This window comes from Chryseobacterium sp. BGA-UO-ETr-SB22, assembly GCF_059567885.1.
Map to the genome: position 1 here is coordinate 473,037 of NZ_JCAQOV010000005.1, position 13,815 is coordinate 486,851.

The 13,815-nt window shown below is 34.5% G+C and carries 8 protein-coding genes; 3 read left to right on the forward strand and 5 right to left on the reverse strand.

Annotated features, from left to right (window positions below):
• Positions 1-207 precede the first annotated feature (207 nt).
• A complete protein-coding gene (locus AC57AW_RS09460; protein WP_496351656.1) occupies positions 208-1,212 on the forward strand; it encodes a glycosyltransferase family 2 protein in 1,005 nt (334 codons plus the stop codon).
• 343 nt (positions 1,213-1,555) lie between these two features.
• Here AC57AW_RS09460 and AC57AW_RS09465 read toward each other — a convergent pair whose 3' ends face one another.
• Entirely contained in the window at positions 1,556-2,785 is a 1,230-nt protein-coding gene (locus AC57AW_RS09465; protein WP_496351657.1) for an aminotransferase class I/II-fold pyridoxal phosphate-dependent enzyme, read from the reverse strand.
• A 157-nt stretch (positions 2,786-2,942) separates the two neighbouring features.
• Between AC57AW_RS09465 and AC57AW_RS09470 the strand changes: the two genes are divergently transcribed.
• The gene (locus tag AC57AW_RS09470) at positions 2,943-3,401 is read left to right on the forward strand and encodes an Lrp/AsnC family transcriptional regulator (protein ID WP_318848200.1); all 459 of its coding nucleotides are present in this window, start codon (positions 2,943-2,945) and stop codon (positions 3,399-3,401) included.
• 156 nt (positions 3,402-3,557) lie between these two features.
• On the opposite strand, the gene AC57AW_RS09475 is transcribed toward AC57AW_RS09470, so the two are convergent.
• Together AC57AW_RS09475 and AC57AW_RS09480 are read right to left on the reverse strand one after the other, a co-directional pair.
• Positions 3,558-4,643 (reverse strand): serine hydrolase domain-containing protein, encoded by a 1,086-nt coding sequence (locus AC57AW_RS09475; RefSeq protein WP_496351658.1) that lies wholly within the window; start codon positions 4,641-4,643, stop codon positions 3,558-3,560.
• Between the two features lie 218 nt (positions 4,644-4,861).
• The gene (locus AC57AW_RS09480) at positions 4,862-5,890 is read right to left on the reverse strand and encodes a bestrophin family protein (RefSeq protein WP_318848197.1); all 1,029 of its coding nucleotides are present in this window, start codon (positions 5,888-5,890) and stop codon (positions 4,862-4,864) included.
• Between the two features lie 327 nt (positions 5,891-6,217).
• Here AC57AW_RS09480 and AC57AW_RS09485 point away from each other — a divergent pair, with 327 nt between their 5' ends.
• Entirely contained in the window at positions 6,218-9,256 is a 3,039-nt protein-coding gene (locus tag AC57AW_RS09485; RefSeq protein WP_496351659.1) for a T9SS type A sorting domain-containing protein, read from the forward strand.
• A gap of 48 nt (positions 9,257-9,304) precedes the next feature.
• On the opposite strand, the gene AC57AW_RS09490 is transcribed toward AC57AW_RS09485, so the two are convergent.
• Positions 9,305-11,377, reverse strand: coding sequence for an alpha-ketoacid dehydrogenase subunit alpha/beta (locus AC57AW_RS09490; protein ID WP_496351660.1), 2,073 nt, complete (start codon positions 11,375-11,377; stop codon positions 9,305-9,307).
• Positions 11,378-11,452: 75 nt separating this feature from the next.
• On the reverse strand, positions 11,453-13,594 hold the full coding sequence (locus tag AC57AW_RS09495) for a S8 family peptidase (RefSeq protein ID WP_496351661.1): 2,142 nt from the start codon (positions 13,592-13,594) through the stop codon (positions 11,453-11,455).
• Positions 13,595-13,815: the final 221 nt, after the last annotated feature.

Genomic DNA, 13,815 nt, shown 5'->3' on the forward strand with positions numbered 1-13,815 from the left:
TTTTGTTGGTTTAAATTTCTAGAGCAAAATTAGGCTGGATTTCCCGTCTTCATTTTGTTTAAAATGTCAAATAAGTTGGCTCAGAATTTCATTTGTAATTTCCATGCATTGAGACGAATACAATCTAACTTCGTTAATTTCTTTGAATAAGCTGTTAAACTGTTTGTAGGTTTTTCTACGAATAAGTAATTTTGAAAAATTTTCAATTTGAAGCCTACTATTTCCATTGTCGTTGCCATTTACAACCGAAAAGACGAACTTTTTGAGTTGCTGACCTCTCTTACCCAGCAGACAGATAAGGAGTTCGAGATCATTATTGTAGATGACGGTTCTCTGATCGATCTGAAACCTACCATCCAAAACTTTGAACAAGGGTTGGGTATTAAATATTTCAGAAAAGATAATTCTGGACCAGGGCTGACAAGAAATTACGGGGCGGCAAGAGCAGCGAATGAATGGCTGGTATTTGTAGACAGCGATGTCATTGTTGAAAAAGATTATATTGAACATATTAAAAATGATATCCTTACCATTCCTTGTGATGCATTTGGAGGAGCAGATAAAGCGCATAAAGGATTTAATCTGATGCAGAAAGCTATTTCCTATTCCATGACTTCTGTTTTTACAACCGGAGGAATCAGGGGAAGTAAGAAAGCGGTTTCCAAATTTCAACCCAGAAGTTTTAATATGGGAGTGAAAAAAGCCGTTTTTGAAAAAGTAGGCGGATTTTCAGAAATGAGAATAGGTGAAGATCCTGATCTGTCTATGACCCTTTGGGAAAATGGGTGTACCACTGCTTTTTTTGATGATATTGCCGTATATCATAAACGTAGGGTAGACTTTGGAAAATTCTCCAAGCAGGTCTATCAGTTTGGCTGCGCAAGGCCAATCCTTAATCAGAGACACCCGAATTATGTAAAAATTTCTTTTGCATTTCCTACCTTATTTATGTTAGGATATATAATGGGCTTTCTGGAGTATTTTATAATGCATAGAGGAATAATCCTTAGCTTTTATGGATTGTACACCTTTTTGGTGTTGTTTCACGCTTTATTACAGACCAAAAATATCAGTATTGCTGGTATGGCGGTTATTTCCACATACATTCAAATGTTTTCTTACGGATACGGGTTCCTAAAATCCTGGATTCTGCTGAACGTTGTAAGAATGAAACCGGAGGAAGCTTTTCCGCATCATTATTATAAGAAATAATAGGGAGTATCTTGTTCAGGTTTTGGCTAAAGTCCATTCTTATTGAATTCTTTTATGGTATATATTAAAACGCAACGTTTGTTATTCCGCAGGAATCCAACTCCTTATTTATCGTTAATTTATTATTCAAATTAAAAACATATCAACCTAGATTCCTACGGAATGACAGACTGTATGGATAATCTAAGCGAATAATTTATATTGAGTCTGGGGGAAATGAGTTTACATATATACTTTATATACATTCCACTTTTCATTCCGCAGGAATCTAAAGAGGAATCTTATGATTTAAACTAAAAATAAAAAAAGGCTGTTTCAATTGAAACAGCCTTTTTACAATAAATTAGGATATGGAAATGTTTTCATGGTGGTTAAGAACGCCTACTTTCAGCATACACTCCTTCATTTTATGATACGTTCTTTTGATGTCGTGGTCAAGACCGATGGAGAATCTGATCAATCCGTCAGAAATCCCTATGGATGCGCGTTCTTCCTCTGGAATTTCAGATGAAGTAGATTTTCCTGAGCAAGAGAATAAAGTTTTATAGAACCCTAAACTTACTGCAAGATAGCCAAGGTTTTCCGCCTGCATGAGCTCCATCAGTTCATTTGCTTTTTCTGTTGTACCGGCATCCAGAGTCAGTAATCCTCCGTATCCGTATTCTTCATGAATCATGCTTTTCATCAATTCATGGTTTTTATGTGATGGCAATCCCGGATAAGATACCTTTAAACCATCTTCCTCGAATTTTTCAGCAAGATACATGGCATTGTGGCTGTGCTGTTTTATTCTGATGTGTAATGTTCTCAGGTTCTTTAAGATGCTTGAAGATCTTAAGCTGTCCATCGTAGGCCCAAGAAGCATGCATGCACCGGAATTTACATTTTTAGTATCGTCAATAAATGCCTGTGTTGCACAATATACACCTCCTACCGTATCACTGCTTCCGTTGATGAATTTCGTCAAACTGTGGATCACAACATCTGCCCCGAATACCGTTGGAGAGATCGAAAGAGGAGAGAAGGTATTGTCTACAATCAGTTTAAGATTGTGTTTTTTACATATTTCAGAAAGTTTTCTAAGGTCTGCTACTTCTAGAAGCGGATTGCTCACACTTTCACAGTAGATTACTTTCGTATTGGGAGTAATGGCATTTTCTATAGACTCAAAATTGTTGATATCAACAAAGCTGGTGGCTACATTAAACTGAGGCATGAAGTTTTTAAGAAAAGCATACGTTCCTCCGTAGATGGTTCTGCTGGAAATAATATGGTCTCCACTTTTGCACACCTGCATCAAAACAGAAGTAATAGCTCCCATTCCGGATGCTGTAACGTTGGCAGATTCTGTATTTTCCAACTTGGCAAGAGCTTGCGCCAGATAAAGATTCATGGGTGATGAATGTCTGGAATACAGATAGCATCCTTCCGCATTTCCTTCGAAAGTATCAAACATCGTCTTTGCAGAAAGGAACGTATAAGTAGAGCTGTCAGAGATAGAAGGATTCACTCCTCCGAATTCACCAAAATACTGAAGATCCTGGATCTCATTGGCTGCGTTAAAGTTTTCCATAAATATTGTTTTTATTTTATTGTCCCAATTTGCGTTAATTTCCTAATTATTACAACATAAATTTGAATATATAGAATATAAAACTGTAAAATATTGTTTATTTAGAAAAAATATTTAGTATCTTCGATATTATTAAACTTTTACCAAAAAATTATCTATGGAACTTGACGAAATTGATAAGAAACTTTTACTTTTTTTACAGGATGACTGTAAGCAAACCACCAAAGAGCTATCCGGTAAACTTGGATTGTCTGTTACAGCAGTTTATGAGCGTGTAAAAAAGCTTGAAAATGCGGGTGTCATTTCAAAGTATGTGGCTTTGCTGGACAAGGGTAAAGTTAAGAAAAATTTTATCGTTCTGTGCCATGTAAAATTAAGCCAGCATAAAAAAGAATTTGTACTGCAGTTTGAAAAAGAAGTAATGGATTTACAGGAGGTTACGGAATGCTTTCATGTAAGTGGAGATTACGATTATATTCTTAAAATAGGAGTGAAAGATATTGAAGACTATCGTAATTTTATGCTGACGAAGCTTACAACGCTTCAGCACATTGCAAGCACGCACAGCTCATTCATGATTTCCGAGATTAAAAATACAACGGCAATCGTATTGTAAGCTATTGAAAAAACAGAGTATCATAAACGGTCGGCTCAGATTCTTTTTTCGCTGATGAAAAAATCTACTGTTTCCGACTGTTGTATGAACTGTTCAACATAAGGCTGTAATGTTTCTGAATGTTTTACAGCCTTTTCTGTTCTATTTTATTCCTTCTTACTGATCAGCTGTGGTTATTTTATCAATGAAATAATGGAGTCTTTTGATCTCTGCTCTTCCTTTGTTCTTATCATTCAGAAAGCAGGTTGTTACAATCACCATTTTCAGATCAGGAATAACGCAGATCAGCTGTCCGCCATAGCCTGTTGCTACATAAGCCTGATGTCCGTTGGTTTTTCTTCGCCACCAGTAATATCCATATCCGTTGGCATTGGGCATTACATCCCATGAATCCAGCTTTACCTGTTCAGAAGTTGATTCCTGAATCCATTTTTGAGATACAATCTGTTTGCCGCTAAGTTTTCCGTTGTTAAGGATCATAGATCCAAATTTCAGCATATCTTCCGGTTTCATAAAAAGTTCAGATCCTGCTAAATTTCTGTTCATTGAGTCTGTATCCCATTGGGTAACATTCATTTTTAAAGGTCTAAAAAGATTTTCAGTCGCGAATTGTTTCAGATTGGTCTTTACAATTTTTGCCAAAGCAGCACCAAAAAGGTGAGATTCTCCACTGTTATAGTTGAATATAGTTCCCGGATACTCATCGAAAGGCAGATCCAGAACAAACTTTACAGGATCACCGGAAAAAAACATAGCTGTTGAAATTTTTGAATTTTCAACCCAGTCAAAACCTGCCTGCATCGTCAGCAGCTGTCTTAGTGTTACTGTATTCCTGATAGAATCATGATGAATTTTACCTTCAATATTAGAGATGTTTTTGAAACTGCTTCTTGAAACATTGTATTCCGGAAGGATTTTTAAAACCGGAGTGTTGAGATTGGGAAGAAGGTTTTTGTCCTTTGCTATTCCTGCCAGAACAGATACGATACTTTTGGTAACAGATTTTACACTGAAGGTTGTTTCTTTATTAGCTCCGTGAAAATAGTGTTCATACAAAAGCCTGCCGTTTTGGGTAACAATGAAAGAACCCAAGGATGGAATACTGTCATTGATTTCTTTGGTGAACTGGCCTTCAAATTCTTTTGGTAATTCCTTGTTAAAAGCTGCCTGTGATTTTACTTTAGGGCAGAATAGGGTAAGACATAGCATTGTCAAAACCTGCAGTACTTGCTTGGATTTCATTGTTTAAAAGAAAGGATAAATTATTAGTTGGCGAAAAAGTATACGTTAAAATCTGTCCGAAACAGAACCGTAATTCAATTTTGGACAGATTTTAGCTGATGTTTTCAATTCCTCTAAATTATGAAAAACAATGAAGTTTTAAATATGTTTTAAAGTATATTTTTTAATTTTTTTTGAATGATTTTAAGGACCTGATGTATGGCTTTTTAAGAAAGAAATTAAACCAACACTCCGTTTTTAGAAGAAATAGGATCCGGAAGATCGGTTTCTCCGCTCATCTGAAGAAGATCAATTTCAATGGTTCTGCAGATAGAAAGCATAGGAACGTCAAACATCAATCCTGCAAAAGGATTTTCAGAATAATCTCCCACCAGTTCCATAATAATGTAGATCCATCCGATAATAATACAGAACGGAATAGAAGTCCAGATTCCCCAATCGCCAAGCTTTGCAAACTCATTTACCAATCCCAGGGGAAGAAGCATGATAAAAAGAATATTGAAAACAAAGGCTGTGCTGGCAAACTGTCTTGGAGAAGGGAATTTTTTGATTCTTTCGGCCTGTCCCTGAAAATTGTAAAATTCGTTCAGACTGTTTTGCAGCTGAGTTTGGTTGAATTCTGTAATAGCACCCATATTTTTAAGCTCATTGATATCTTTTGCCTGTTGAGATACCAGGTAAGTGGCAAAGTTTTTATAATCATTTTTAAGTTCATATTCTTCCTCCGAAAGATATTTGTGCAGGAAAATAGGAGCTCTTCCGTAATCCGGAAAACCAGCTTTGATCAGTCGGTTTCTTCTCAAATTGATATTCCCGAATTTCTTTTCAGTACTGATATGTTCCCATTCTGTAGGAATCAAAAGCTGTTCACGGAAAGTATATAACCATGCAATATGGCGAAAGACAATTCTTTTTTTACGGTCTTCAAGATCAAAAGTGCCAATTCCTTCATTTTTGGTATCAAAAGCATACACCATAGAAGCAAACGAGCGGCTTGAATTCACAATTCCACCCCAGATTTTTCTTGCTTCCCAAAGTCTGTCATACGCCTGGTTATTTTTAAAACCAACAAGGAATGCTTCTGCGGTACCAATCAGTGCAACAGGAACCCAGGGAATCGTCATCCAGTGCCAGTTGAAGAAATAAAAGAAAACAGCAATCAATGTACACCAGATAGAGATTAAAATAAGATGTATACCAGCTAGATTGAGAACCTGTTTGTAATTGACGTATTTGGTTGTGATCATAAAGATGAATGTGTTTTGCGTGTAGAGACAAAATAAATACCAAACTGTGATGGGTTTTGGTTTGTCCTGCCTGTCTGGTAATGGGTAATCGGGTTTTCTTGGTTTATAATAGTCTAGGATTGAGATTGATAATCTTAAATAAATGTAGTAAAAAAAATGCATAAAAAAACCTCTAAAAAATTTAGAGGTTTTAATTTTATATAAAATTAATATTTCAGCATTTCTTCAATCTTATTGCTGAGCTTTTCAGCATTCGGAAGCATTTCTTACTTATCTAAAGATATTAGAAAGCTTGAAATAATTATCTTTGCAAAAATTTTTTAAACCATGAAAATATATAAAATTGCTTCTTTCATTTTGTTTTTGATTTTGCTAAATAATAACAATCTCATGGGGCAGAATTTGCAAGCAACAGCTAATCTATTGGAGACTAATTTTAGTGCTGATAGTAAGCCTTTCCGAATGAATTTTATCACTTCTGATAAATTGATATTCAATACAAAATTTGGAATTACGATAAAAAGTTCTGGAAACGAAAATAGTCAGTTGTTAATTAAAGTAAGTTCAGCATATAAAAATTATGTCAACGAAGATAATACATATACCTATGATGCTACCAAAGCTTTACACATTTCTGTAATTGATAATAATGCCTATTTTTTTATAAAAAAGAGCTCAAAATTAAGTTTATGGAAGACCGATGGAACAGATGCAGGAACTAAAATGATCAAAGAATTTCCTAATACTAACTTTTCATCATCAGATTTCATCATTACTTCATTTACAAAAGTCAATGGGAAGCTTATTTTTGATATTTTTCACCAGTATGGATCACCTACTAGAAATGAGCTGTGGGTTTCTGATGAAACTTCTGTGGGAACAGAGCTCGCGGATACAATAAATAATAATTTCAACAGTGGGACTAATAATTACATAAAAGTTAACAATATCCTTTATTTTACCAAGTATAATTCAGCTTCACAAATGAAGTTGTGGAAGTCTGATGGAACCACAGCTAATACTTCGCTTGTTTTTAGTGGTATACAAGATGATTTTACCATAGATGGAAAGATGGTTGATTTTAATGGTTTTATTTATTTTATAAAACGGAAGAATAATGTTTTGTCTTTATCATATTATGATTCTAATAATAATTCGGTTGTAGATGTTTTAAATCTTCCTGGTACTTTTAGTGGAAATGAGGATTTATTTTTGCAAAATAATTCTTTAGTGTTTTTCAATAATAATTCTTTATGGAAATCAGACGGGACGGGTGTAGGAACTCATATAGTTACTTCTAGCTCATATCCAAACCTTCAAAATATCAATAGTATTTACTCTTTTAAAAATAAAATTTACTTTAACTGTTATTTAGGGAATAATTTATATACAAAATTATTTTATGATGGTAATACATTGACTAAGCTAGGTGATATATTTCCTGAGCTTGAAACCGGATCTATCGTAAAAAAATCAAACTCTAATTTCGGTGAAAGTAATTATTTGATTTTTAATGCATATTCCAATAATAACAATAATAATTTGGTAGCATTTAATGGAACTTCATTAAAACCTATTCAAAATTTATTATTCGATTATGATTCTGGTTTTGAAATGGAAATTACAGATACGTCAGATAATAATTTTATTATTAATGCAGGTAATAAAAAGTATGGTCAGGAAATTTTTAAGTTTAATTTTGGCACTGGTTTTCCCAATTTATATGATAATGCGAATTCTAGTACTGGGTCTTATTTATTATCTCCACAGGAGTTTAATAATAAACTTTTTTATTTTGGAACCGATGAGTATGGTTTAGGACCAATGATTTCAGATGGTACAATTAGTGGCACATCTAGAATAAAAAGCGATGTTAACGTAGGTTTTTATGGTTGGCCCGTAATTGAATATGTTCCTAGTATACAATTGAATAATGAAATCTATTTTCCATGTTCAATAGGAGGTGCGCCTGTAGTATTATGTGCTAGTGATGGTACAAGTCTTGGTACAAGAATGGTTAAAAATATTAACCCAATTGGAAAAGATGGTTCAAATTCTTATGATCATCCATCCTTTGCTAGAGTAGGGAATACAAATAAATTTTTATTTAAAGTAAGTGAAAATGATTTCTCTTCTAAACTTTGGGTTTCCGATGGTACTGAAAATGGGACTTATAATTTAAATGCTACTCCAGGTTCAGAAAACAAATACGCTTCTATTAACAATAAATCCTATTATATAGTCTTTGATAGTACTTTAAATAAAAAAGTCTTAATGTCTACAGATGGTACTCAGAATGGTACTCAGACATTTTATAATATGGATGGAAACAAAAGTTTTTCTTCAATTTTAGGGAATACTAATAATAAGTTTTTCTTTTTAGTGAATAATCAAATAGATTATTGGACAAATAAGACAGAGCTTTGGGTTTCTGATGGATCTGTTATTGGAACATTTATGTTGAAAACTTTCAGTAATCCTCATTATTCTAATCCAGGTTTCAATAATAATATAGATGTTCTAAATGATAAATTATATTTTTTTGCTTGTGCTGAGAATGCTGCTAATTTAACACAGCATGCCCCTTATATTTCTGATGGGACAATTAATGGTACCTATAAAATTTCAAGTAATGAATTTAATAACGGAGCTTATCCTATAGCTTCACATAGTGGAAGTTTTATAACACATTGTGATAATAAAATTTATTATATGAGTACACCTAATTCTAGCGGGAATAGTATGTGGTTATATAATAATGGGCAGTTTAGTAACATATATACTGCTGTAAATAATTCTACATTTTTCCCTGATAATTATATACCTTATAATAATGTTTGTATCAATGGAAATTTGTTTTTTCTTAATAAAATGTATTCAGAAAATGAAATATGGGTTACTAATGGTAACGGAGGAGTAACACCACTTTCTATTCAGTCTAATAATATACCAGTAAACAACAAAATAATTAATTCTATCTCAAAAGTAAATAATAAAATATTTTTGAATGCTCCATTTAATGATTCAAATAACTTTAATTTCTATGGTAACGAATTATATGTAATGAATGTTGACCAAATTACATTAGGAACCCATGAAACAATTGGAATTGTAAAGGACGAAAAGGACTTGTCAGTCATTGTTTATCCTAATCCTGCTGTTTCCGAAGTTAATCTAATGTCAGTCAAATCTAATCAGATTGAAGATGTTGAAGTATATAATATGAGCGGGCTTTTAATCCTGAATAAAAAACAAGTCAATACTACTAAAGTTTCTTTGGATGTAAACAGTTTTATAAACGGAGTTTATCTCTTAAAAATTAAAACAGAAAAGGGAATAATAATCAAGAAAATAATTAAGAAATAAGATAAAAAAAACCTCTAAAAAATTTAGAGGTTTTAATTTTATATAAAATTAATATTTCAGCATTTCTTCAATCTTACTGCTGAGCTTTTCAGCATTCGGAAGCATTTCTTTTTCCAGTATCAGATTGATTGGTACAGCAGGTACATCTAGTGATCCTATAGTTTCTACCGGTGCATCCAGATATTTGAAGCAGTTTTTAGAGATACGGTGGGCAAAAGCTTCTGCAAAAGAGTTGTTAAGCTGTTCTTCAGTAAGGACGATACACTTTCCATGGGCTTTCACTCTTTCAAAAACAAGTTCTTCATCAAGAGGGATTAATGTTCTTAAATCAATTACTTCAACTCTTCCATTGAAGTTCTTGGCTGCTTCTTTAGCCCAATAAACGCCCATTCCGTAAGTAACCACTAATAAAGTTCTGCCTTTTTCAGTTTCATCTTTATCAGCTTCAATGATTACTTTACCTTTTCCAAACGGAAGAACATAGTCTTCAGCCGGTTCTATCGTTTTAGCATCTTCAGTTCCAGGAACTTTACTCCAGTATAATCCTTTGTGCTCCAGCATTACTACAGGGTTTGGATCGTAATAAGCAGCTTTTAATAAACCTTTAAAATCGGCTGCATTACTTGGATATGCTATTTTGATTCCTTTAATGTTGGCTAAAATACTTTCAACACTCCCACTGTGATAAGGACCGCCACCTCCATAAGCTCCGATTGGAACACGGATGATATTGCTTACAGGGAATTTTCCGCCACTTAAATAATTTGATTTTGAAATCTCTGTGATTAACTGGTTGATTCCCGGATAAATATAGTCTGCAAACTGAACCTCAACAATTGGTTTTAGTCCTACGGCGCTCATTCCAGCGGTAGATCCAATGATATAAGCTTCCTGAATGGCTGTATTGAAAACTCTTTTACTTCCGAATTTTTTTCCTAAAGTTACCGTTTCACGGAAAACGCCGCCAATTCTTTCTCCTACATCCTGCCCGTAAAGAAGGGCTTCAGGATGTTTCCACATCAATTCCTGGATCGCGTGGATGGCAGCATCTACCATCACAATTTTTTCTCCGTTAGCTGGCTCACGTGTTCCTGCTTCCTCAGTAATAGGAGTAGGGGCAAAAACGTGCTGCATTACAGTTTCAGGCTTTGGTTCTTCGGCATTTTTAGCTTTTTCAAAAGCTTCTTCTGCTTCAAGGCGTGCCTTTTTGGTAATTTGTTTTAAAAGATCTTCGTCAATTCCTGATTCCAGTAAATGTTTTCTAAGGATTTCTCCCGGATCTTTAGCTCTATGTTTAGTTAAATCTTCTTCGTCTCTATAGAATTCTCTTCTTACCCCTGAAGTGTGGTGTCCTATCAATACGGTTTTTGCACAAACAACTAAAGGTTTTCTTTCTGTTCTTACAAAATCCACGGCTTTCTTCATTGCTTCAAAACTTTCTACGAAATCCGTTCCGTCTACTCTCATTCTGCTTAATCCGGTAAATCCGGCTACAAAATCATAAGCATCGCAAGTTCTCGCTTCATCTTTCGTTACGGAAATTCCCCATTCATTATCCTGTACAAGGAAGATGATAGGAAGCTGGTGTAATGCTGCAAACTGTAAAGCTTCACTCACTTCACCTTCTGTAACAGAGTTGTCTCCAAGACTGCAGATGACAACAGGGTTGTTTTCGAATTCCTGCAGATTGAAATCCTGAATATATTTGATTCCCTGAGCTACTCCTGTAGTGGGAATAGTCTGCATTCCGGTTGCGGAACTCTGGTGAACAATCTTAGGTTTGTTTTCATCCCTGCTTGAAGGGTGGGAATAGTAAGATCTTCCTCCGGAAAAAGGATCATCAGCTTTAGCTAGTAATTGAAGCATTAATTGGTAAGGTTCAAAACCAATTCCTAAAAGAATACTTTCGTCTCTGTAATAAGGAGAAACCCAGTCTTCTTTCTTAAGCTGATATGCTGTTGCAAGCTGGATGGCTTCGTGACCTCTTGAAGTACTGTGAACGTATTTGCATACGTTTCTGTTTTCTTCATAAATATCAGCCATTGCCTTAGCCAGCATCATATGATTATACGCTTTGAGTAATATATCCTGAGAAACTTTTTCGTGAAGTGCATTTTCCATAGGAAGCAAATATACATAAAAAAACAAAATACTAACAACTGTTAGTATTTTGTGAAAAATCTTTGTTTATATAGGTTATTCCTTGATCACTTTTTTAGAAATAACATCTTTGTCTGTTTTTACTTCAATGATGTAAATTCCTTTTGTATAAGCAGATAAATCTACTGTTTCTTTCTCGCTATTAATAGTACCACTTTGTAATTTTTTACCTGTGAGATCATAGACGTTGAAAGTCGACTTTTTAGGTGCTTTTAGGATGTTTGTAAAATCTTTCGTAATCGTAGGGGCAATGGCAAGATTGTTAAGAGGATTTGCTGCATCCTTAGTTCCCAATACTTCCGTAAATCCTGTTACTATGACAGAGTAGTTTTGGGGGGCATTGCCTCCTGTATTATTTTTCAGTATACCTTTATTGGTAATCTCTATTTTATAAGTTCTTCCGGCAACCGGAGCATCAATTACCACCTGTTCCACGTTGTCTACAGTATTGTCTCCTTTGGTAGCCGGTGTCATAGGGTTGTTGGCATCCAGTTTCCATGGATAATAAACCGTATTGGTAGTAGTGTCTGTAATTTTTAGATCCAGATCATTGATTAGTTTGGAACTTCTGTTATTGTAAATATTGCTCCATTGATTAGTAAAGTTGGTGAACTCAGGATCTATCCATGAAATAGTAACTTTTAATGGTTCTGAACCTGATGCTTTTACTGTTTTTACATTGGCAACTCCGCTGTTCAATGTTTCATCATTAAAGATAATGCTGTTGTTGGATTTCCCTACAAGAAGTTCAGCTCCTTTTTTTGCATCAATGAATCCCCAGCCAAATTGTGGATCAGGGCCTATATTGCCTGCTTCTTTCGCTGAATGTACCATTAGGGTTTTTGCGGAAGCAGCATTTAGTAAGTTTCCGGAAAACAGTTGTTTGTTAATCTGGGTCCAAAGTCCCACAATACCAGTTACTACAGGAGCGGAATAAGAAGTACCGTCTCCTATATCTATTTTACTGCCTCCTGTGGCGTTATTGTCTGTCCATGCACTGGCAACACTTGTCCCTACTGCTGTAATATCCGGTTTGATCCCACCATCATCTCTAGGTCCTGCGCTGCTATAAACGGAATGGATAACATCTGAAGAAGCCGTATATCTGCCATCATTCGTTGTAATTCTGTCTGCAGCACCTACAACAATAATGTTTTTTCCTAAAGAACCAATTCCTATACAGTCATACCCCTGCGCGCAATTGTTTTGAGGTAATGTGTCGGTTGCAGTGAACTCAACTAAATTTCCCGAATTATCTTTATAATACTTTTTATAAGTGCTTGTATCAGCACTAGGTCCCTCACCAAATGAGTTTCCGGCAGATTTTACAATGATGTAAGAAGGGTTGTTGTATACAATCTGATCATAATCACGATCATTGGTGTGATAAGTTCCCTGAGCATCAAATGTATTGTTTGGGCTTGAAAATGCACCATTCCATACCCATGAAGGTTCGTTATTAATCAGTTGAGGATCTGCCCATCCTTGATTTGTTCCATAGGAATGATTGGAAATGTTAGGTTGAGCCGTTGTGATTTTTTGAAAAACTGTTTTTTGGGTAGTTTCGCCGTCCAGAACAGAAGTTCCAAAAGCATATGCATCTATCGTAGAGTTAGGTGCAATTCCTTTGAAATTAACCTGTCTTGTTGTACTATTCGTAAATGTTACGGTGTATGGGTAATCTTTTGCGCCTATAAAGCTGGAAACAGCGGTGGCATGATCACCATAGTTGACGGTACTGCTTTCTTTGTTCGTGATTCTATTGGGTAGATTGTTAAAAAAAACGTGACCAGCAAATACTCTGGCTACACCGGATGAGGTGCTTCCGTCAAAAACAGTAAACTTGATTCCTTCCCCATTAAAAGACCCGGTTAATCCTGTAATAGTTCCTCCCTGTAAAAAATCAGAATTGGAATTTTTAATCTGATCCATATCGTGTGCCTGGAAAAAATAAGGTCTGTTATCAGGTAAAAAGCCAGCAAGATTGGTTCTTTGCAGTTCAATCTCTTTTAAAACTTCAGGAGTTTTATTAGTGCTATATCGTTTAGATATGTAAGCGTCAAATTTTTCATTGTTCTCTGTTCTTTGTTGTTCGAATTTCCTGTTTAATTCTTCATTATTTTGAGCATTAATCAGTGAAACGAACAAAGAACTAATTAATAGTAGTTGTTTTTTCATTTTAAGTAACAGATTGTTAAAGTTATCGTAAATCAAATTTATGCTAATATTTTAATAATTAGTTAGTTTGGATGAATAAGTCTAATTTTTTAAGCTAATTTTAATTTATCTTTTTAATTGTTAAAATATTTTTTTTAAAATACCTTATTTGTTGTATTTTTTTAAATATTATTGATTGTTTATATCACCGCTATAAAGCAATATTTAGAAAAAATGGAGTA

What these genes read in the sequence shown, in the direction of transcription:
- AC57AW_RS09465 (WP_496351657.1), bottom strand. Translation starts at nt 2,785, where the DNA reads ATGGAAAACTTTAACGCAGCCAATGAGATCCAGGATCTTCAGTATTTT.
- AC57AW_RS09470 (WP_318848200.1), top strand. Translation starts at nt 2,943, where the DNA reads ATGGAACTTGACGAAATTGATAAGAAACTTTTACTTTTTTTACAGGAT.
- AC57AW_RS09475 (WP_496351658.1), bottom strand. Translation starts at nt 4,643, where the DNA reads ATGAAATCCAAGCAAGTACTGCAGGTTTTGACAATGCTATGTCTTACC.
- AC57AW_RS09480 (WP_318848197.1), bottom strand. Translation starts at nt 5,890, where the DNA reads ATGATCACAACCAAATACGTCAATTACAAACAGGTTCTCAATCTAGCT.
- AC57AW_RS09485 (WP_496351659.1), top strand. Translation starts at nt 6,218, where the DNA reads ATGAAAATATATAAAATTGCTTCTTTCATTTTGTTTTTGATTTTGCTA.
- AC57AW_RS09490 (WP_496351660.1), bottom strand. Translation starts at nt 11,377, where the DNA reads ATGGAAAATGCACTTCACGAAAAAGTTTCTCAGGATATATTACTCAAA.
- AC57AW_RS09495 (WP_496351661.1), bottom strand. Translation starts at nt 13,594, where the DNA reads ATGAAAAAACAACTACTATTAATTAGTTCTTTGTTCGTTTCACTGATT.